The sequence below is a fragment of the Thiofilum flexile DSM 14609 genome (assembly GCF_000380185.1).
GTDB lineage: Bacteria > Pseudomonadota > Gammaproteobacteria > Thiotrichales > Thiotrichaceae > Thiofilum > Thiofilum flexile.
Map to the genome: position 1 here is coordinate 20,324 of NZ_KB904765.1, position 22,970 is coordinate 43,293.

A 22,970-nucleotide genomic window follows, 5' to 3' on the forward strand; every position below is an offset into this window, starting at 1 on the left:
TATTAGCGAGTGACTGAACGCATCCCTCCTTGAATCACATAGTTAGCGGAGAAGGTGGAATTCACTGGATGCAATAAGACATTGCCCACAATAATATTCACATCATTATTAGGCCCTGCGAATAAGGTCACACCATTCATATCCACATCGCTAGTGAAATAGCCCTGTAGACTAAAGTTGGTATTAAAGAGCTGATTGGCTGTAGCACTTAAGACATTCCCTAAAATATTATTCAGGTCATTACCGGGGCCATTAGCGATCACTTGCTCGTCCTTATTCACATCACCCGCCCACAGTACCGCAACACTGCCCACAGCTAAGCGGCTTTGTGTGCCATATATGGCGGTTGCAGGTAAGGTGAAGTCTATAACAGCGGGCGCTGTGGTCGTTAACGCAATCGGAGCGGCTGTCATTACCCCTAAGTGATTACGATGCCGCACTGAGACAAAGTAATTACCCGCCGTCACCCCACTGAAGCTTAGGCTGGTGGAGCCGGCTGTGTTCATCACATCACCATCACGCTGGATCAAAGCCGCCTGCCGTGCAACCAAGGTTCCCGGCGCTCCGCTTTGGCGTAACTCCACTAAGACCCAATCCACCACAGCATTGCTACCTGTGACCGTCAATACACTCGGCGCTATAGTCTCTGTGCCAGTGTAATTAAACGGTGCAACAGTATAGGGTTGAGCACTCGGTATTAAGCTTAAGGTACGCAGCGTATCATTCATTAGCTGAGTGCTAGTACTGTAAGGCCCCTGTAATAAGGCTTTAAGCTGTAAGCTCAGCGCACCTGCTGTAACAGTGATACTCAGTTGTTGCGTATCCACTCCGCCTCGACCATCACTTACCTGTACAATCACCTCATAGACATTATTAGCATCACTATCAAGAGGATTACTAAAGCTCGGTGCTGCTTTAAAGGTTAATTCTCCGGTGCTGGCATTAATCACTAATTGCGCGGCATCCGCTCCCCCAACGATACTATAGGTCAGGGCATCATTATCCGCATCTACTGCCGTCACTGTCGTTACGGCGGTAGTATTTTCCGTGATACTAATAGCCGCTGTATCGCCCCCGCCATCACTGCTAATCACAGGTGCATCATTATTACGACAATCCACTGGAGCACCGTAATTACCTAAGTAATTATTCTCTAATCCACCCCAACCAAAGTTGGTAAAGAGATTTAAGGAGGAGCTATTCACAGAGTTAGGGTCTTGGGCAAAAAGATCGGTATTCTCCATAATAGTGACATTACCACTACACACCGCTGGATTAGCAAAGCTAAAGATTTCCAACTCTTGCCCGGCTTGCCAATTGAAGTCCATGGAGCAGCAAGACGTGAAGGAGAAGGTCAAATAATCAACGGCGGTATTTTCCACCGGCGCATTGGCACGGTTGAGTGACCAGTTAATATTAGGTATCGCACTTTGGAAATCGCTTATCGCAAACTGCCCACCCGTAGGCACCATTAGCGTAATTTGACCAATGAGATTGATATTCATATCAGGATTACGGGTAGGACGCATATAGACATGGTAACGTCCATCGGCCTCTCTACGCACGGTATACTCCAAGACTTTAATAGCAATAATATGAATGCTTAGGTCTTGAATATCACTACCACCATTACCATCGTCCACTTTCACCTGTAGCTCGTAAATGCTATCGCCATTGCTATCCGTCGGTTGGGCATAGAAGGGCGCGGTATTAAAGCTCAAAACGCCGGTACTAGCATTAATATTAAAGAGCGCACTGTCTGCCCCGCCACTAATACTATAGGTGAGGGTATCATTATCAACATCACTCGCTGCTACAGTCGTGACCGCTAAGGCACCCTCCTCTAGAGTAAGTGCCGCAGTATTCCCACCGCCATCACTCATAATAATAGGTGCTGCATTAGGCATTGCCACCACCTCTGTAGTACGCCAAGCTACTTCAGTCGCTGTATGTGGGTAGGCATTGAGTACATCCGTAATACTCGCATTCACAGGCCCAAACACCGTGTCATCGGTATCCGGTGTACTATCCAAACCATCGCGATCAGGATCAGTATTGGCAAGATAAAAACCATTTTCATTGGCATCCATCCGACCGTCATTATCACTGTCCGTATCTAAATAGTCTGGATTATCGGCTACCTCCGTATTGACGGGTGTCAGACCGATACTAGAAGCTGTGGTGATGTTATTTGTTGCTGCATCATAAACATCCAATAAACCATCACGATCCACATCGGCAGTCGTAGGCGCAATATAACCTGTTGTGGTCTGTGCCTCGATATTGTCAGGTATTCCATCCCCATCACTATCTAAGTCAATATCATTGGTCAGGCCATCTAGATCCACATCCTGCCCCGAACACGCCTCAATAAAGTAGGCCTCTTGTAACCAACTGACTTGCGTACTACCACTCACACCATATAAACGATATTGGATATACGCAATCGTATTGGTTAAGGGGAATTGATACGCCAATTGAGTACTTTGCGTTCCTGTCGTCGGTGTTACCACGGTTTGAGGATCACCTAGATTCACCCAACTAGTACCCGTCCAGCCTTGAGGCTGAATGACTGAACCTACGACTATAGGGGTTTGAGTAGTGAAAGCCGTTAACTCAATGCGAGTCAGCACTTTAGGCGTCGGTAAGGTAAAGGCTAATACCGATTTATTCACAATCGACTCATTCGTCGAATAGATTTGATTATTGGTATCTTTATTATCTACTAATAGTGATAAAGCACCCGTCCAATTCAGATCTGAGCTTACGGTGATCCCGGTTTTACTTGTCGGTTTAGAGGTGCATACTTCATTAATATCGAGAATCCCATCATTGTCATCATCAATATCTAGTAGATTATATACACCATCCTGATCGCTATCAGGGAAGGCTGCCGCACAGGTGTATTGCGGACGAGATAAACCATAATAACCTAATTTACCACTACTAAGCGCTTGTCCCCCTTTAGTAAAGGTCGGAATAGCCGCTTCAGGATTAGCTACGGTTGATACGGTTGCTGTATTGTATTGCGCGGCATACATCACATCATTAGGCCCGCGTAGGATGACACCTCCCTGACCATTCCCAGTAGCACCGGTAATATCCTGTTGGCTCGCGAATACGGCGGCTGCGGTATTATTCCCCGCTAAGGTATAACGGAAAATCCGTGCTACCCCACCTTGTCCACTGACATAGAGATGACTTCCGGTCGGACTGAAATCTGCACTAGCGACATAAGTTCCAATAGAAGGGGTTCCATTGAGACTCATTGCCCAGTTTTCAGATAGTTCACCACTTTGAGCATTAAAGGTGAATAAGCGAATAACATTATTGGCCGTCGTGGTACGGCCATTAGCTACTACCGAGACGATTTGGCTGCGATTGGGTGATAAAGCTAAGGAACTGCCATTGCCACCGGCAGGGTTATTACTACTTGCCAGTGAGGTACGTACCACACCCGTAGGCCCATTGGCTCCAAACTCATAAGCAGTGTATTGATTGGTGCCTAATTTAAAGGTAATGACCCACACTTTACTGCCATCATGATTAGGGACAGCAAGTACCGCCCCCGCTGAGCTAGTGGTGGCTCCTAAGAGGGTATTTTTGCTAGTTACTGCACCATAGCCCCCTTGTTGAGTCATATCCACCTGATGCCAATATAACTGACCGTTGGTAGTCGTCCCACTGCTGGTCACTACAAAATATTGGGTATTACTGCCGGGGGCTGCAAAGGCCGCCACCCCTTGAGGGGAGTTGGTATTGCCTGTCACTGTACCATTAGTCATGGCAACGTTTGTCGCGGTGTAAATAGTCGTGCCACTGACATAGAACATCAGTTGCCCACCGGCATTACTCACACTCACATTCCCCCCCGTCCCCATATTATTACCGTGACTGAGGGCAGTGACTGTGCTACCACTCACACCAAAATCTAAGCCTGCACCCACACCAAAGTGCCAATAACGTTGCTCGGCACGAGTATCAGCCACACTACAGCTTTGCGCGGGTAACATGGTACGCCAGTTCGGACTGATCCCATTATTAGGATAGGCCGCCATGACCCCACCACTCACCACTAAGGCTTTGGTAGGCCCTGGATTGGGAGCACCATAGAGGCTGGTATTATTATCAATCGCATCATTCAGACCGTCTTGATCCACATCACTACTGCCTAAAGTAATCCCAGTCTCTTGAGTATCACTTAGACCATCATTATCCGCATCCGTATCTAAATAATCAGGACTACCATCGCCATCAAAATCATAGGGCGTTAGACCACTACTAGGACTATAAGCGGTATCGAGACCATCCATACCGATGGTGCCACTCGGTGCGATATAATCAAAGCTCGTTTGTGCCTCGATATTGTCGGGAATCCCATCGCCATCACTATCTAGGTCTTGATCATTGCTGAGGCCATCACGATCATAATCACAATCCACAATCGCTATTAAACCATTCCCACCATCAGCGCTGACATTCGCCGTACCAATGCCGGTCATATAGCCGACTTGACCTTGTCCACCGGATAGAGTCCCTGCACCTGCGATCAGAACACCATTCAGACCCGTAGACAAATAACCTGAACCCCCAGCCCCTGAAGTGTCTTGTTCATCCGTAGTATTGAGCTGACTATAACCTGCGCCACCACCAAAATAGCCACCGCCACCACCACCGCCGCCACCTGTATTGGCTGTGAGCGAAGGGACAGCACTTCCGCCTAAAAATTGTGATCCATTTCCACCACCTTGCTGAGGATTGTTAGGGTTCACCGCACCTAAACCACCGGCTAGTTGTGTTCCACCTGTGGCAAAGTAGCTAACTCCGCTATTACTAGCATCCATCCCCAGAATTCCACCGCCAGCACCTGCTATAGCCACCGTAGGTGTTGCACCACCCGCGGCACCACCACCACCGCCTGCTGTTATTAACTCGAACGTTCCTCGTCTAATGGCAGAACGTCCACCACCCGACCCGCCAACATAGGCATCTATTGCCGAGCCGCCCGCACCCCCACCACCATAAGTAGTAGTCAATGAATTAGGTGAACGTCTACCGCCTTGACCTACAATAAAGGTTAAGCTTTCTCCCGGTGTAACGGGCAAAATAGCTGAGGCGAAACCGCCCCCTCCACTAACACCATTAAGTGCAGCTCGCCCCCCACCGGCAGCCCCCCACACATTTACTTTGATTGAGCTTCGATTTGCAGGCACAACATAGGTTTGATCTGAGCCTGTATAGTTAAAATAAACAGGTTTACATTCTTCAGTATCTTGAACGCCATCATTGTCATCATCCAGATCGATCAGGTTATGAATACCGTCACCATCGGTATCTGGATAGGCATTAGTACAGGTATATTGCGGTTGAGACAGACCATAATAGCCTAATTTACCACTAGCTAATGCTTGCCCACCTTTAGTAAAGGTAGGAGTGGCGGCTTCAGGATTAGCAATCGTGGATACGGTTGTGGTAGTGGTTTGGGCAGCATACATCATCCCATTAGGGCCACGTTGAATCACGCCCCCCGTACCATTACCCCCTGCTCCGGTAATATCGAGCTGGCTCGCTAATACGGCAGCACCCGTGCTATTACCTGTCAAGGTATAGCGGAAAATTCGCGCGGTTCCACCCCGTCCACTGACATATAAATGGCTTCCCGTAGGGCTAAAGTCTGCACTAGCAACATGAATTCCAATGGATGGAGTCCCATTCAGGCTCATCGTCCAGTTTTCGGATAATTCACCGCTTTGTGCATTAAAGGTGAATAGGCGTATGGCATTATTAGCCGCTGTAGTACTGCCACTAGAAACCACGGATACAATCTGGCTCCGATCAGGAGAAAGTGCTAAGGAACTACCTGTACCAGAAACAGAATTAATACTACTAGCCGTAGACGTACGCACAACACCCGTAGGGCCTGCGGCACTAAATTCATAGGCTAGGTATTGATTGGTACCTAATTTGAAAGTAATCACCCAGACCTTACTGCCATCATGATTAGGTACCGCTAATACCGCACCAGAAGCACTAGCAGCCGCCCCTAAGGTGGTATTTTTACTAATAACAGCGCCATAGCCCCCTTGTTGGGTCATATCGACTTGATGCCAGTAGAGTTGCCCATTGGAGTTTACCCCACTACTGGTCACCACAAAATAGCGATCATTACTGCCCGGAGCGGCAAAGGCTGCTATCCCTTGTGGAGCAGTGGTGTTACCGGTGAGGCCGGTTCCATTACTCATAGCCGCACCAGAAGCATTATAGATCGTAGTACCACTGGCATAGAACATGAGCTGCCCACCCATATTACTCACTGTGACGGTAGTACCATTGCCTAGATTATTGCTATGGCTTAGGGCGGTCACCGTGCTACCACTTGCGCCAAAATCTAAGCCTGTGCCATAACCTAAATACCAGTAACGCTGTTGTGCGCGTGCTCCAGCAACACTACAACTGTTTGCCGCGAACATCGTGCGCCAGTTGGGACTAACGCCATTATTAGGATAGGCCGCCATCACGCCCCCACTCGGAACTAAGGCCTTAGTAGGGTCTGGGTTGGCTGCACCAAATTGACTGGTATTATTATCCACTGCATCGTTTAGACCGTCCTGATCAATGTCGGTACTACCTAAGGTAATGCCAGCCTCTTGAGTATCACTGAGACCATCATTATCGGCATCGGCATCAAGGAAATCTGGAATACCATCCCCATCAAAATCATAGGGAGTCAGACCTGTACCATAGGCAGTATCAATACCACTGGTACTTAAAGTGCCACTCGGTGCGATATAGCTAAAGCTATTTTGTGCTTCGATATTATCGGGAATACCATCCCCATCACTATCCACATCTTTATCATTCGATAGACCATCACCATCAACATCTTGCCCACCCTCAACCGTGTCCGCGATGCCATCGTTATCATCATCTGAATCACGATAATCTAAGATACCGTCTTGATCCGTATCTGGCATATTTTTGGTACAATTGCCTACGGTTTGCGGTAAACCATAATTGATTACCTTACCGGTTGCTAAGGCTTGTGCGCCATCATTAAAAACGGGAGCGGCCCCATCGGGATCACTAATGGTAGATAGCGTGTTGGTATTATATTTTGCCACATACATCTTACCATCCGCCCCACGCTGAATCGCGCCCCCAGCACCATTGGTCGCAGCACCTGTGACATCTAAGCGAGAGGCTAAAATAGTTGCCGGTGTATTACTGCTCAGATCATAACGAAACACCTTAGCATTCACATCCTTACCACTTAAGTAGAGATAGCGTCCGCTCGGTGAAAAATCCATACCATAAAGGGTTGAACCAATCGCAGGACTCGAAGGAATATTCATTCTCCAAGCCTCACTGAGCACCCCCGTATCGGCATTAAAATTAAATAAGCGAATGGGAGCAGCCGAACCACCTGCACCACTAGGGCTAACCGATAGAATTTGTTGTCCATTAGGTGATAAACGTAGCGCACCAAAATTACTATTCGGATTATTACTACTTGCCGTTGAGGTCACTACATTACCAGTAGGCCCCCCACTATCAAACTCATAAGCGAGATAAGTCGCCGCCCCATAGGTATAGGTGATGACCCACGCTTTAGTGCCATCGCTATTAGGGGCGATGAGCACAGGACCTGCGGTAGTAGCCGTACCTAAGACTTGGTTTTTAGTCGTTACCGTCCACACACCACTAGTATTTAACTCTACTAAGTGATAGTACAACTGACCAGCAGTGCCCGCGGCACTACTAGTAATCAGTACATAACGATCAGGACGGTTCGGTGCCATAAACGCGCCCACATTCTGTGCCGCTGTGCTACCTGTTAGGCCAGTACCATTGGTTAGTACGGCATTATTGGAGCCATAGATACTTGTCCCTTGGCTATAAAAGAGTAACTCTCCCCCTGTCTTCGTAACACTGACCGCGCCTCCCCAGCTAAGGTCATTGCTATGTGTCAAGGTGTTTACAGTTGAGCCAGTCGTGCCAAAATCTAAACCTGCGCCCACACTAAAGTGCCAATACTGTTGTTGCGCACGTGCATCAGTGGCATTACATACCTGAGCACCTGCTGCATAAACAGTAGGACTAAACGTGATGAGGGAAAGCAAGAGCCACAGGAATAGCAATCGATAGTTTGCTAGGTGCTGATGAATTATTCGCATTATGATTACCCGAAATATAGGTCAAAACCCCTAATAGAGTTTTTATAACCTTCATTAATTTTATTCATTATCGCTCTATAGGTTACTCTATAAAATCTAGCCGTTAAAGTAGCGCAAAGTATCTAAACCAAAAAATAATCAACAATTATTGTATATTTTTTATTCACTTAATTTTAATAAGCCTATTTACCAGTCAACTTATCAGGGGATATGACTAATAGAGAGCGTGCCAAGCTCAGTTCATCATGAAATCTAGAGTTCATTACCTCTATTTCACATGACTGTTAAATTTGATTGCCATTAGAAAACTTGTTAAAATTCATTAGCATTAGTTATTTAATATAATTTATAACAATAGACTGGTACGGGAGTATATCCACCATGTATCACCACACGCCTTATAGTCAGTTACGTGCGCTGGCTAGAATGCTTAGCCTATGCTGTGTGCTTTTGGTCTGTAATTTGCTGTATGCCACGAATACCTTAGCGGCGACAGACATTGATAATGATAACGATGGTATTACTAATACAACAGAGGGGATGACTTGCACTACACCAAGTGCCACCTTCAGTGATCTGATTGGCTCCACCTATTACGCCTCTGCTACCACCACATCAACCCGAAGCGCTGGAGCTTCCTTTGGCCCAGATAAGCTCATCAATGGCGTTTTAACTGATCAAAATGCCTACGATGGGGCAACAGAACCCTTTAACCCACCGCTAGACATTACCATCACTAATGTCAAACCGATGGATGCTAGTGGTTTGTATCTGGCTAATGATATTGGTGTTCCTGGGGATGGTATTAAAGACTTTACGATAGAATTTTTTAACACACAAGGAGCCTCCCTTGGGATCGAAACCTTGGTCGGCTCTGGGGTAACTAATATTGCCACGATAAATTTTTCTAAGACCTATAGCTCGATCAAGTCCTTTAAGCTCCTGATTACTACGACAGGCCCCAGCGGTGGCGGTGCAGCTGGTGCAGTACAAATTCGAGAAATGGCCTTGCATGGGCGTATTTCTGCGGTGTGTAGCGGCCCAGATACGGATGCGGATGGCATCCCCAACTATCTAGATTTAGACTCCGACAATGACAGTATTCCTGATAACGTAGAAGCCCAAACCACGGTCGGTTACATTGCCCCGAGTGGTATAGACAGTGATAGTAATGGTCTGGATGATGCCTATGAAACATCCCCCGGTGCCGGCCAAGGCTTAACACCAGTGAATACCGATGGCGCGGATAATGCGGACTATCTCGACCTTGATAGTGATAACGATGGCCTCACCGATCTGGCGGAGTCGGGACTTAATCGCCCCGATGCTAATAGCGATGGCAAGACGGATAACGCGGTCGGTAATAATGGCTATGACAATACCCTTGAGGCAGCCGATAACTACAGTGACCCGAATGGTCCCATTAATACCCCACAGACGGCGTGCTGCAGGGGGTATACCGCTCACTCAAGATGTAAATTATCGTGATACCACACTGAATGTTGACTACAGTGATGCACCTGCAAATGGCTCTACCGCCCCTAATGGTACTAATACGACTGCCTATGGTATCGCCAGTCATATATTCTCTAACCTCCGTCTAGGGGCTAGTATCACCACTGAAACTAGTGCCGTTACAGGTGCTGATAATGGATCGGATGATGGTGTAGCGACCCCCGTTCTCATTGCGGGTCAAAGTACAAATATCACCGTTCACATTACAGAACCCGCTATAGATATGGCTTATCTACAGGCATGGATTGACTGGAATGGAGATGGTGACTTTGCCGATACGGTAGATGGTATCCCTGAACAGATTAGTGTTAATGCACAGGATAATATTTCCCTAGTTTCAGGACGCACTAATGATAACGATACTGTCAGTGGTCAAATTACCTTAGCTATCACCGTACCTATATCGGCCATTCATAGTACACCTACCGTGGCTCGTTTCCGCTGGTCTAGCGTAATGGGACTCAATAGTACCACTCAAGCACCCGATGGCGAGGTGGAAGATTATCAGTGGACGATACAAGCGCCGCTCACGCCCCCTACTTTAACCACTAATGGTGGTAATCCCATTACTACCTCCAGCAGTGAATCCATTTTAAGCACCGACGTCCCCGCTGCTCTCGTGGATATTAATGCTACTGATGTCGAGGATGGTTCAGAGCTAGCCTTAACCTATAGTCTATCCGGTGCCGATGCAGCCCTTTTTACTATCCAAAGTGATGGTACGATTCGTTTTATCAACAATCCTGATTATGAAACCCCGCTCGATGCTAATGGTGATAATCAATATGACATCACGGTCACGGTCAGTGATAGTGATGGCATGACCGCCACCCAAACCGTTACGATTCAAGTCACGAATGTGGATGAAGATCGGGATAATGATGGGCTATTAGATTCGGTGGAGGCTCTACTCGGTACTGATCCCTTAGATGCCGATACGGATAACGACGGTTTACCAGATGGAATCGAAGATGCTAATCATGATGGTGTAATAGATAGCGGTGAAACTAATCCCTTAGATGCCGACTCCGACGATGATGGCCTGAGTGATGGAGCGGAAGATGCTAATCACAATGGTGTCGTCGATAGTGGTGAAACCAATCCCCTCGATGCCGACTCGGACAATGACGGCTTACAAGATGGTACGGAATTAGGTGTAAGTACACCGATTGCGGGGGGTACTAGTTCGGGTACTACCCCAGTAAGCTTTGCGGGAACCAATAGCGCTAACTTTATTCCCGACAGTGATCCCGCTACTACAACTGACCCACTCAACCCCGACAGTGATGGCGGTGGCGTGTGTGATGGTAGCCTTGAAGTGGTGGGAGTTTGCCGAGCTGGAGAGGATACTAATAACAATGGTCTGTTAGATAGCGGTGAGACTAATCCCGCTCAGGCCGCCGATGACTCACCCTTAACCCTAAAACTACAGCTACGGGCGCTATTACAGGGTGCCTATAATAATGCTACGGGTCTGATGCGTGATGATCTACGCTCAAGAGGTTTTCTACCCCTGCAACAACCATATGCTTCTGCTCCCTATGCGTATGCCGGTAGTGAAACCACCACAAGCACCCTATTAGCCGTTACGGGGAACGATGCGGCAGTGGACTGGATGCTGGTTGAGCTATGGGATGCGAATGGCACTACCCTAATGGCACGTCAAGCCACCCTAGTTCAGAGCGATGGCGACCTGATGGATAGCACGAGCGGTAGTGTAGCATTGCAATTCCCCAATCTTGCTGCTGGCGATTATCAGATTGCCTTGCGCCACCGCAACCATCTCGATATTCGCACCTTAAATGCGGTGAGTCTCAATACCAGCACGGTAACACTAGTGGACTTTACGCTGCCCACTACCCTCACGCTCGGTAACTATTCACGGCAAGAAACGGGGAATATAGCCCTGATGTGGACGGGCGATACCAATATTAATCAAAACATTATTGGAGCCGGCCCCGATCTAGATACTAATGTCATTCTAGGGCAAGTGTTTACCGCCCCTCTAAATACCAGTATCAACACTAACTATATCCTACAGGGGTATTATAGTGGTGATCTGAATCTCGATGGTGACACTATCTTTTCAGGCCCCAATAATGATGTGAATCAAATCCTTGCCAATGTCCTATTGCATCCGCTGAATAGCACGCTTTCAGCCAATTATGTCATTCACGGAGGCTTGCAATAATACGGGACTAATGGCTATCACTAGTGCAAGGCTAGTGTGTTAACTCCGATCAGCAGGGCAATGGATTGCCCTGCTACTCATCCCAGCACACTTATACATTAAAAAGTTATACATTCACCTCATCACCCGCCCTATCTCAAAACTCCTATTGCCGCAGAAAAATCGGCTCTCTCATCAATACCTGTGGCCCTTTATCGGTATAGTCAATGATACGCCGCTCCTCAGTTGCTACCAGAATCTCAATATGGTAACCCTCCTCAGACGGAAAGCGGTTTTTCATATCTTCAAGAACCTCATCCAACCAAGGTACATTCACATTAATTTCACACCATGCTTTAGCTTTGTGCGAAATAATCAAGCGATATTGTTTTGGCATAAACCTACTCCTTCTTGCTTACAAACGCCGACCCATTGATGCGGGAATTCCAATCTTCAATCTCACCCCGCTTCAGGCGGTTTTCAATCATGCGCCGCCATGACTCTACTAGCGGCAGTTCCAGCATTTGCTCTAACATTGGATAATCCAGTGAGCGGTGATAGAGAATCTCCAGCATGCGAGCTAGCGTCCATACCGGATAAGGACGTTGTACCAACTCAATCGCATCACCTGCCTGCAATACACCAGCCTCCAGCACACGGCAATACCAGCCAGTTCGTAAACTGTGCTGTACTCGCCTAGCCATATCTGGCTGACCAAACCGGTCATTGAGTTTCCAGCAGGGTTGACGCGCCTGTGATACTTCTAACAGCACATTACCGATTCGTAATTGATCAGCCAGGCAGATGGATGTCTCCGTTACTCCTGTTGTACACAGGTTTTCGCCAAATGCCCCCGCCTTTTCGAGTACTGGAGGCCTACCCAACGCTTCAATCCAGAATGGATAATGTTCCAATGCATAAAAGTGTACGGCTTTATCCACACCACCATGAACTCGCAAGTCCCCCTGCTCATCCCCCTCAAGTCCTACAACACTCACATGAACAGGCGCTTTAAGCACTTGTTTGTCAATCGCACTATATGTACCTGCCCGTGTATAAGGTCGGGATTTTCCTGTCAGCACCGATTCAACCCTACCTAATAAATACCCTGTCATGGTAACTCCAGCGCATCTAGCCAGCGTTTGAGTACGGTTTCTGCTGCCTGCTGTAACTTCGCCTGTGCATGAGTAGCCTGACTGCGAATAAGGTTAGGATCAATACCCGCCTGACTCAATTCAACTGCATGACCTATCAGCCACTGCTCAATACGATTACAATCTACTTCAAGATGAAATTGCAGCCCAAGGGCATAACTCCCTAGCGCAAAAGCCTGATGTGGGCAAAGTGTAGTGGTTGCCAGACTCTCTGCTCCTGTTGGGATCGCAAATTGATCACCATGCCAATGCAAAACAGGTATATCGGATGTCAGCCCACTCAACACGGAGGTTTTGCCTACATCGGTAAGTTGCAGGGGGGTAAAACCAATCTCTTTGTGTCCCATGCTGTCTACTGTCGCCCCTAAAGCCTGTGCCATAAGCTGCGCCCCCAGACAGATACCGAGTATTGGTCGCTGAGCCTGCAGACGCTCACGGATAAATTGCAGCTCTGCGTTCAAAAACGGATAACTCATCTGCTCATACACACCAATCGGTCCACCCAATACCACCAGCACATCAATCTGCTCAGGGCTAAGCATCTCTAACTCATCCACTCCCATATCGTAATAACAAACTTTATAACCTCTTTGAATCAAGAGAGGCTCCCATACGCCCAGATCCTCAAAAGGTACATGACGCAATACAATTAGACTTTTCATTTTTGTACCAATACAATATAGTTAATGAATGAATACAATATATATCAAAGCCTCGAATACTGTCGAGATTATCAGTGCTCTGGAAGAGCAGATTCGCGCTGGACGATTGAAGTCAGGTGAGTCACTGCCCACCATTCGCGAACTTGCCAGCCAGTTGGGTATTAGTCCCAATACCGTTGCCAATGCTTACGCCAAATTAAGGGATGCGGGTCTGATCGTATCGGATGGGCGCAAGGGAACCTCTGTCGCTTTGCCGCCGTCTCATAGTGAACTTCTGACCGTATTGCCTGCCGGTTTGATGGATCTGGCTAGTGGTAATGTAGATACCAAACTATTACCCCCACTAGATACAGCTTATCTAAGCCTACAAGCGCCACTCACCGGTTATGACGCATTAGGTGATGCGGATGAATTGCTGGATATTGCCAAGCAGTGGCTTATCAAAGAGCAAATTCCTGCGAATGATATAGGTGTCTTTTCTGGTACGTTGGAGGCCATTGCTATAGCGTTGCGCCTGCGGCTACCTCCGGGTGCTCGTGTCTGGGTGGAAGATCCCTGTTGGCCTCCGCTGATAGCTCTGCTGACCAGCCTACGCCTCAAACCAATCCCACTATCCGTCGATGTAGATGGTTGCCTTGTACCTACTCTAGACAAACAGGTCATGGCTATGATTCTGACCCCTCGTGCACACAATCCAACTGGAGCCAATATAAGTAAGGAGCGTTTAAATGCCATTTTGGCCCTATTACAACAGCAACCTCAGACCCTACTGATTCTAGATGATTATTGGGGGCCACTGGCGCAACAGGCATTACCACAGTGCAAAAATCTGCCACCCCACTGGCTTTATATTCTCTCCATGAGCAAATTTTTAGGGCCTGACCTAAGGGTAACACTAGTCAGTGGCTCTGCTGCGCTAGTGGAAGATATGCGTCGCCAGCAATCATTGGGATCGCGCTGGGTCAGCCTATTATTGCAAAAGCTAACCGCCCAATTGTGGATACAAAGCCATCATCATCAAACCCTCACGCATGCAAGCAAAAGCTATGCCCGCCGCCGCACTATGCTGATTGAGAGTATGGTAAAACAGGGAGTGAATACTCCGATGGCTGAAGGTGAAGGCTTACATATCTGGTTGCCAGTCGATGATGAAGCCGCAACTTTACAAGCATTAGCCGTCAAAGGCTGGGGAGTACAGGCAGGCAGCCCCTTCCGTCTTCGGGCAGAGCCTGCCATTCGCATCAGTCTAGGTAATCTACCAGAAGATGCGATTCGACCATTGGCACAGGATATTGCTGACAGCCTACGTCGACCTAAGCGGGCATGGATATAATGAGACACAAATAATAGCTTTTACCATCCTAGCAATCTGTCCGAAATCGTGGGACTCCTGACCTTTCCGTGCAGTAGCAAATGCTTACAATGAGCCTTTCTATTTACATACTGGCTCATTGCCCATGTCAGAGACTATTCACATTCAGAAAACCCTAGATATTGCCCTATTAGCCTACGATCAGGCTAATGCTGTGGATGTCTTTGGTCCCTTACAAGTATTTGCTAGTGCTAGCACTATCCTGCTGGAGCGGCTCAAGCTTCGCACGGAGCCGGCCTACCGTACCCGTGTGCTTAGTATTGATAGTACTGAAGTACGACTAGCAACGGGTACTCGTATTCACTGCGATGGCCTACTCACTGACCTAGGCACAGAACTGCCTGATACCCTATTAATAGTAGGGGGTGATCCCGCACCACAGTTAGCGCAGAATATTGAACTTATCACCCATCTAGGGCAACTGCTACCAGACCTACCCCGTGTAGGTTCGGTGTGTAGTGGTGCCTTTTTACTCGCGGCAACGGGTTGCCTGAATGGGCGACGGGCGACGACTCACTGGCGACGCTATGAGCTGTTTCGCGAGCGTTTCCCGCAGGTGGAGTTGATGATTGATGCCATTCATACCGAAGACGATCATTATCATTGCTCTGCTGGCGTGACGGCTGGCATGGATTTAGCTTTGCGGCTGGTAGAGGATGATTTTGGGCGCAAGGTAGCACTAGAAACCGCACGAGAAATGGTCATGTTCTATCACCGTCCGGGTGGGCAGAGCCAATACAGTAATCTCACGGGTCTGAAACCCGCCGCCACTCCAGCGCTACAGAAAGTGCAGGACTGGATCAGTACCCACCTAAGCCAGAATTTAGAGGTCGGAATACTAGCCGAACAAGCAGCGATGAGCACACGCCACTTTTCGCGTAAATTTCAGCAAGAAATTGGCCTGTCCCCAGCGCGTTATGTCACACTTGCACGTCTGCATCAGGCACGGTTACAACTAGAATCCAGTCCGCAGACCCTGAAAAGCATTGCCCGTCAGTGTGGCTATCCCGATGCAGAAATCATGCGTCGTGCGTTTATCCGTGAACTGAATGTCTCGCCCACAGAATACCGCCAGCGATTCTGTCTGTACTCATAATATTCTGACTCACATAACCTTAAGGTATTGCTTATGAATCGAAGTCTTGCCCTACTCACACTCGCACAGGCTAGTTATTGGTCTGCCGTCCTCATCGGGGTTAGCCTATCACCCCTCATTGGTGCTCAACTGACGCCCATAGAGGGGCTTGCTACCCTGCCCTATACTTTGGTTAGTCTTAGCGCTTTGATCTGTACTTATTCTTTCTCTCAATTAGTACAACACACGGGCTGGCGTGCTGGATTTCGGCTCGGAGCTGCCGCCGGATTACTAGCCGCATTGGTGAGTGTGTGGGCTATCGCTTTAGGTAATTTTTACCTATTTTGTGCTGCTAGTATCCTAATGGGACTGTATCAAGCCAGCGCTGCGTTTTATCGGCTTGCGGCTTTGGATAGTGTGCCGGCTACTCGCAAGGGTAGCGCGGTCGGTTGGGTATTGAGCGGCAGCCTGATTGCAGCCCTACTCGGCCCCACATTAGCGATCTATGCAGGGCAGTGGTTACCGAATATCCTATATGCAGGCCCCTATCTATTAGCTGCGGGGTTTGGGTTGCTAGCACTGCTACTCATTAGCGCCTTGCCAGTCATACCAAGAGCCGCACCCCAACCAGCGAGCAGCAACGAGCAGAAGGGATTTCTGCGTCGCACCTCTTACTGGCAAGGCACCATCAATACCGCCTTTGGACAATTTGCCATGCTCTTGATGATGATTGTCGCCCCCCTGAGCATGCACCAGCATCAGCACTATCCCACTAGTATAGGTTTATCGGTGATCGGCTGGCATCTGATTGGCATGTTTCTACCCTCCTTTGTGAGCGGTAAGCTGCTGGATAAGTTTTCCGCCCCCACTATGATTTATACAGGCTTTGGGGTACTGGCAGGCAGTGCATTGATAGCTCTGGCTGGAACCACTACTCTGCACTACTATTTGTCACTGTTCCTGCTTGGTATAGGTTGGAATTTTCTCTATGTAGCGGGGACTTGGCAATACAATAGCCAGCTAGAGGCGGCTGAAAAAGGACGTGCCCAAGGGCTAACGGAACTGCTGATTGCACTAGCGACTGCACTCGGTGCGGCACTAGGAGGCGTGCTATTGAGTTTGGCTGATTGGCAAAATTTAAATGGGGGATTGTTGGTCACACTGATAGTGATGGTGGTATTGAATTTGAGATTTCCGGCTGCTGCACTGCGACTATCCCGCTCCTGACTAAATTTTCCGGCACTACAGGGATAGGGTGCCGGAATTTCTGCAATACTCACCCATCACATCTCTTTTACAACATCATCCCAATTTGTGTATAAAGAGCTGACTTAAACCATTAGGTACATGCCATGCTTTCGTTAGATATGTCCCAGTTGCTTTGGGGTATACTTTTCAGCGCTATTGGATTTGTATATTTCTTCTACGGCAAACGGATGCGAGCTATTGTACCTTTATTGTGTGGCCTAGTGCTGATGGTCTACCCCTACTTTGTCTCGAACACCTTAGTGCTGGTTCTGATCGGTACAGTACTATCCGTACTTCCCTACTTTGTCAGTATATGAGTAGCAAAAGCGCCAACACTATAGCGATTCAGACAACGAATGATCTTGGTGCTTACAGTTATGGAAGAAAACGCCACAACTGACAAGATCCACCATCAAAATCAGAACCAGGATGCATAGTCAATTCATCCTTGCAATACTTCGCATCTAAATACTTATTATTATATTTGAGTTGCAGACGACTCCAGCCGCCCCCGACAGGCACTAAGCGCCACAACTGACAAGATCCACCATCAAAATCAGAACCAGGATGCATCACCAATTTATCTGTACAATAACTTGCATCTAGATACTTATTATTATATTTGAGTTGTAAACGCCCCCATCCTCCTCCAACAGGTACTAAGCGCCACTTTTGGCAAGCACCATCTGCATAATCAGAACCAGGATGCATCACCAACTCTTCCCCACAATATTTTGCATCCAGAAACTTATTATTATACTTGAGCTGTAGACGTGCAAACCCATCTCTATCTGCCTGTACTTGTGAAACACCTATGCTCAAGCCCAAACTGGAAGCAACAAGTAAAATCAATACTTTACGGCTAAACATGTCAAAGCACTCCTATTTCAGAAAATAGCACTCGATGGCTATCTATTGGCAGAGAAATTATTCTCAATAACCAATATAGTACCAAAATAGATTTTTAGCAAAAAATGATCAATACACCCCCCTCATGAAGGGGTATAGGTGATAACTAGTTATTAACTAATAAAAAATAGTAATGTTTGAGGGCAGGAACGAAAAGATGAGAGCTGGATACTGACTTACCTTGCCCTATTCCAAGCAGCTAGAATCACCCCACCTGCAATCAGGGCAATACCCAATATTCGGACTACATTGACGCTGCCCCCTTGAATAATATCAAACAACACCGATGAGACAATCTGACCTGAGATAATCAACATGGAGGCATTCACTGCCCCCAGTCGAGGGAACACATAGCTACTACTGAATACAAACAGAGCACCCCATAAGCCGCCCAGCCAGGCATAAAACGGTACTTGCTGAAATTCAAACTGTCCGAGCGCAAAGCCATACACCACAGCCACTATACAGCAGAGAAATAGGAACCCTACTGCATGATTCCAAAACGAGGCTTGCAAGGAGCCTACATAGTGTCCGAGCTGACCATTAATGGTGCGGCTCAGAGCAATCAATACCCCATTGAATAGGGCAAGAAAAATTAGAAAACTCATTAGCTCAATGCCCTGTTAGGTCAAATACAATTAGCAAGCTGCCCGTCGTCACCAGCAAAATCACTAGACTATCAACCCACGTAATACGCCGCTGTATTGAGCCTAGAATCCCGAAGGAATCCGAAAAAATACTAAACACCACCTGCCCAACCAACCCTAGGGCAATCACGCTAGACAGTGGTACGCCTCCATTTAAGGTAAACGTTGATAGAATCACCGTCATAGCCCCCGAAAACCCGCCCAGATAATAAAACCAAGCAGGCCGCCCCCGCTGCGGTTGCTGTGTTTTACCCCAACGGCTTATCAGCATGATCAGTAATAATGCACCCAGCGCTCCAACGCCATGAGCCACCCATGAAGCCATGAGGGGAGAGGTATTTTTAGCCAATACCCCATTGGTCTGGATCACGAGGGTTAAGAGCATGCCACTGAAAATGCCCAGCAACATAGGTTTTACATCCCGCATCAATAGCCCCCGATATGGCTATGCCGCTGATTTCTCATCATGACAATCTCCTTGTATGGGTAATTTGAACCATACCCCCTGCCCGCTGCGCTGCAGGTAATTCACGAAGCGCACCGGCTGTAAAAAGTTAGGGGCTTTATGAGTAGGCTCAAAACAGAACTTTTTTGGTAGCTCAGTATACAGTGAACGGGGCGGCAGGTCGGTTTCACGTTCTAGCCCCTTGAGCTTATTGCCAGTTTCAAAGCTGTTATAAAACACCTTGCCAATACCCAGCTCATGACGGATAAAACGCACGGCTGCTGCCAGTATCGCCTCGGACCACACCCGCGCATAAGGCCGCAATGCCTCACGATAGGCCTGCATTGCCTCTGAACCATAGATTCGGTCGTGATACGGTTCACAGGATTTACGCACCCAGTCAGACTGGATTTCCTCAATCAGTGCTTCATCACTGGCAAAATCAAGATCAATCCGCGCCCAAGCCAGTGTTTCATAATCACCATCCCGCCGTACCGGATGATTGCGATAGGAAAAAGGCGCAACCTCTGGAGTATTCAGTAGGCTACGTAAATAACGGACATGATCGCTGGCAAAATTTAGCTGTAGTACCAGATGGTAGCCGGTACGGGTTAGCTGATGCCAAGCACGCCGCTGATGTTTATCCGTCCCCCACTCACCCAGTGTCAACATGAAATGCAGCGGTTTGCAATGTGTGTATTCTCCCCGTGCCAGCTCTAGATGCCAAGGCTCTAGCACCCCCTTACCGGCTCGTGCCAGCGCATCGCGCACAATGGGCTTACTCAACAGCCGTGCATAAGGTGACTGACGCAGTCTAGCAATCGCCATGCCGTCACCAATATAGTCCTGTAATAACTGAATAGCGTAGCTGTCTGGTACATAACGAAATACTCTACGCTGCTCGCTCAGGCAAGCGTGAATCATTTCAAGCTGTGTTTTTTCCATAATAGGCTCCCCGGAATTTTCCGGCTATCCTGTCCTGCCAGTCTCTACAAAAAAGACGGCAGGAACAGAAAGACCGGAAAATTATTAACCCTTTATACAAATCACCTGTTTCAAGGTATGTACGACTTCAACCAGATCGATCTGGTTTTGCATCACTACATCGATATCCTTGTAGGCACCGGGGATTTCATCTACTAAGTTCTTATCCTTGCGGCACTCCACCCCATTGGTTTGAGCTATCAGATCACGGGTATTAAAACGTCGTCTCGCTTCGGTACGACTCATGCGCCGCCCCGCACCATGCGAGCAGGAACAGAAGGATTGTTCATTACCTAAACCGCGCACAATATAGGATTTCGCCCCCATACTGCCCGGAATAATGCCTAACTCTCCTTCCTGAGCACTGATCGCTCCCTTGCGGGTGACATAGACCTCGGCTCCGAAATGGGTTTCCTTTTCTACATAGTTGTGGTGGCAATTGATGGCCTCGCGCGTCGTGGTGAAAGCAGGCAACTCGGTTTGCAAAGCATCCAACACTAGGCGCAACATTTCGCGGCGGTTAGTCATAGCATAATCCTGTGCCCAACCCACCGCTTCGATATAATCATCAAAATGCTGTGTACCTTCGGTGAAATAGGCCAGACTCTGATCCGGTAACTGCCCTAATTCTCGTCCGACATCCTTTTTCGCTTTTTCAATGAAATAGCGCCCGATGGCATTACCAATACCACGGCTACCAGAGTGCAGCATGACCCACACATCCTCACTTTCATCAATACAAAGCTCAATGAAGTGATTGCCGCCTCCAAGTGTGCCAAGCTGTTTACCCCAAGAGTGGTCAAAGTTCTTCAGCATCTTTACGAGGCCCGCATGTTTGTCGGCAATGACATTCAGGTGCTTTGCCATATTTTTCAGAGTCGCCCCCTGTATAGTGGCCTTGCGGTGTTCATTAAAACCAACGGGCACGCGCTTTTCGATTTCGTTACGCACGCTATAGAGATTATCGGGTAATTGTCCGGCCTTGAGCGATAGGCGTACTGCGTTCATGCCGCAACCAATATCTACCCCGACTGCTGCCGGAATAATCGCGCCACGCGTTGGAATCACAGAGCCAACGGTAGCACCTGTTCCGACATGCACATCCGGCATAGCGGCAATATGACTATGAATAAAGGGGAGTTGCGCCATATTTCCCAATTGGGTTAGGGAGGCATTGTCCACATCGCTGGTATAGACTTTAACGGGAACCTTGCCCGTATTGAGCATAAATTGAATAGGCATAAAAACCTTATCTTATTCAGTTTTGCTCCGAGCATAAAAAAACCCGGAGACTGATGCCATCCGGGTTTTCGACATGCAACACACTCGTGCGTCTTGCCGGATGACTGTACATTTCATGTTCAGTCTCCCGGCTATAGCGGGAGACTTTAGGTATTCATGAATCCTAGATTTGAGTTATGTTGTACAAGCATGTCGTCCGTCTCCCTAATCATAAAAGTTAATAGTGTTATACAGGCTAATACTAGCAGTAGAAATATGTCAAGCTTTTTTCCATGCTAAAGTATCACGCCCTATTGAATGCAGATAAGTGGTCGAATCTCTCGCTTAATCATTATTCTGGCTAGAATACAGTCCCACTAAACGCGACAGTAAAATTACGGTATAGAGCACGCCGGTCAAAGCCTCAAAGGAAGCAAAGGCTTGAGCATAAAAATAAGCGGGGGTAATGTCGCCATAGCCTAAAGTGGTCAGCGTCACATAGCTATAATACAAGAGCTGCTGCCATTGGATTTTAGCGCCCGAACTAGCTACAAAAGAGCCTGGCTCAATCCATTCAATCGTAGCAAAAATAGCGGCAAAACCTGAGCCAATCACTAGATAAAGCGTGGTAGCAGAAATAACAATATCCGTCATGACCTTACGCGCTCGAAAGGTATATTGTGCTAGTATGAAACACATAACCCCGTGATAGAGGATAGAGGTAATCGCCACCATCAGGCTAGCCCAACCAGAGGGAGCATAGGCCGGTACATAGGTATTCAACATACCAGCTATCAATGCCACCATTCCGCAGAAAGTAACCAGATAACGTAACCGATAGTCTGGAGTTAACGCCCACGTACCTAGTACAAAAATGCTGCTGTAATACAAATAAAAAATACCCGGCCAAATACCACTAGCATTGGACAATGGATAAATCAGGTTATGGATGATCATGGCGATTAAAAGAGCCATATTAGCTTTAACTCCACCACGCCCTGAATAGCGAGCCATTAGGATCTTCAATATACGCATGTCAACATCCCCCAAACCAGCCCGCTCTGAGAGCTGGATAATCATGCTATGTAATAAACGTTACTATTTAACCTGAGTTCGATATAAGGAAAAAAGCCACACAACCTGAGATACTCATAGGATCACAACACCCTATATCCAATCTCCTGAAGGTGGCTTACTATGATGCTAACACGATTATTCTGCGACCTAGATGATTTTTGCCAAACCTTTCTACCGGTCTGGAAACCCACCTTGCTAACGGCAGATGGAAAAGCGACCCGCCGCCGTGAAAGTAGCTTGTGTGCTAGCGAAGTCATGACGTTACTAGTGCATTACCATCAGTCGGGTTACCGTAATTTTAAGGGGTTCTATCAGCG

General features: G+C 47.7%; 15 protein-coding genes and 1 pseudogene. 6 read left to right on the top strand and 10 right to left on the bottom strand.

Translation table 11 applies throughout. The annotated features are described in order from the left end of the window. Positions 1-2 precede the first annotated feature (2 nt). A complete protein-coding gene (locus tag A3IK_RS19000) occupies positions 3-8,174 on the bottom strand; it encodes a cadherin repeat domain-containing protein (RefSeq protein ID WP_020559673.1) in 8,172 nt (2,723 codons plus the stop codon). 381 nt (positions 8,175-8,555) lie between these two features. Between A3IK_RS19000 and A3IK_RS0109090 the strand changes: the two genes are divergently transcribed. Both A3IK_RS0109090 and A3IK_RS0109095 read left to right on the top strand, forming a co-directional pair. Further along, the gene (locus A3IK_RS0109090; protein WP_026220895.1) at positions 8,556-9,662 is read left to right on the top strand and encodes a hypothetical protein; all 1,107 of its coding nucleotides are present in this window, start codon (positions 8,556-8,558) and stop codon (positions 9,660-9,662) included. After that, positions 9,589-11,880: a cadherin repeat domain-containing protein gene (locus tag A3IK_RS0109095; protein ID WP_020559674.1), complete on the top strand. Its 2,292-nt coding sequence runs from the start codon at positions 9,589-9,591 to the stop codon at positions 11,878-11,880. The genes A3IK_RS0109090 and A3IK_RS0109095 overlap by 74 nt, the downstream gene beginning before the upstream one ends. A gap of 145 nt (positions 11,881-12,025) precedes the next feature. On the opposite strand, the gene A3IK_RS0109100 is transcribed toward A3IK_RS0109095, so the two are convergent. The 3 genes from A3IK_RS0109100 to A3IK_RS0109110 are packed head-to-tail and all read right to left on the bottom strand — an operon-like array spanning position 12,026 to position 13,675. Further along, positions 12,026-12,256 (bottom strand): hypothetical protein, encoded by a 231-nt coding sequence (locus A3IK_RS0109100; RefSeq protein WP_020559675.1) that lies wholly within the window; start codon positions 12,254-12,256, stop codon positions 12,026-12,028. Between the two features lie 4 nt (positions 12,257-12,260). Beyond that, positions 12,261-12,974, bottom strand: coding sequence for an MOSC domain-containing protein (locus A3IK_RS0109105; protein ID WP_020559676.1), 714 nt, complete (start codon positions 12,972-12,974; stop codon positions 12,261-12,263). Continuing rightward, positions 12,971-13,675: a glutamine amidotransferase gene (locus tag A3IK_RS0109110; RefSeq protein ID WP_020559677.1), complete on the bottom strand. Its 705-nt coding sequence runs from the start codon at positions 13,673-13,675 to the stop codon at positions 12,971-12,973. The genes A3IK_RS0109105 and A3IK_RS0109110 overlap by 4 nt, the downstream gene beginning before the upstream one ends. Before the next feature lie 28 nt (positions 13,676-13,703). Between A3IK_RS0109110 and A3IK_RS0109115 the strand changes: the two genes are divergently transcribed. The 3 genes from A3IK_RS0109115 (at position 13,704) to A3IK_RS0109125 (ending at position 17,349) form a co-directional block, all read left to right on the top strand. Beyond that, complete coding sequence (locus A3IK_RS0109115) at positions 13,704-15,008, top strand: aminotransferase class I/II-fold pyridoxal phosphate-dependent enzyme (RefSeq protein ID WP_020559678.1); 1,305 nt, start codon at positions 13,704-13,706, stop codon at positions 15,006-15,008. 124 nt (positions 15,009-15,132) lie between these two features. After that, entirely contained in the window at positions 15,133-16,143 is a 1,011-nt protein-coding gene (locus A3IK_RS0109120) for a GlxA family transcriptional regulator (protein ID WP_020559679.1), read from the top strand. 33 nt (positions 16,144-16,176) lie between these two features. Beyond that, complete coding sequence (locus A3IK_RS0109125) at positions 16,177-17,349, top strand: MFS transporter (protein WP_020559680.1); 1,173 nt, start codon at positions 16,177-16,179, stop codon at positions 17,347-17,349. Between the two features lie 396 nt (positions 17,350-17,745). On the opposite strand, the gene A3IK_RS0109130 is transcribed toward A3IK_RS0109125, so the two are convergent. From A3IK_RS0109130 to A3IK_RS0109155, 6 genes are all read right to left on the bottom strand, one after another. Further along, a complete protein-coding gene (locus A3IK_RS0109130; protein ID WP_020559681.1) occupies positions 17,746-18,240 on the bottom strand; it encodes an RICIN domain-containing protein in 495 nt (164 codons plus the stop codon). 215 nt (positions 18,241-18,455) lie between these two features. Further along, positions 18,456-18,887 (bottom strand): DMT family transporter, encoded by a 432-nt coding sequence (locus tag A3IK_RS0109135; protein ID WP_020559682.1) that lies wholly within the window; start codon positions 18,885-18,887, stop codon positions 18,456-18,458. Positions 18,888-18,891: 4 nt separating this feature from the next. Next, positions 18,892-19,335: a DMT family transporter gene (locus tag A3IK_RS0109140; RefSeq protein ID WP_211209428.1), complete on the bottom strand. Its 444-nt coding sequence runs from the start codon at positions 19,333-19,335 to the stop codon at positions 18,892-18,894. 36 nt (positions 19,336-19,371) lie between these two features. Then, the gene (locus A3IK_RS0109145) at positions 19,372-20,316 is read right to left on the bottom strand and encodes a hypothetical protein (RefSeq protein WP_020559684.1); all 945 of its coding nucleotides are present in this window, start codon (positions 20,314-20,316) and stop codon (positions 19,372-19,374) included. Between the two features lie 84 nt (positions 20,317-20,400). Beyond that, positions 20,401-21,597: an RtcB family protein gene (locus tag A3IK_RS0109150; RefSeq protein WP_020559685.1), complete on the bottom strand. Its 1,197-nt coding sequence runs from the start codon at positions 21,595-21,597 to the stop codon at positions 20,401-20,403. Between the two features lie 324 nt (positions 21,598-21,921). Beyond that, the gene (locus A3IK_RS0109155) at positions 21,922-22,611 is read right to left on the bottom strand and encodes a potassium channel family protein (protein WP_211209429.1); all 690 of its coding nucleotides are present in this window, start codon (positions 22,609-22,611) and stop codon (positions 21,922-21,924) included. A gap of 162 nt (positions 22,612-22,773) precedes the next feature. Between A3IK_RS0109155 and A3IK_RS21295 the strand changes: the two are divergent. Then, a pseudogene (locus A3IK_RS21295) lies at positions 22,774-22,970 on the top strand (IS982 family transposase); the annotation flags it as partial.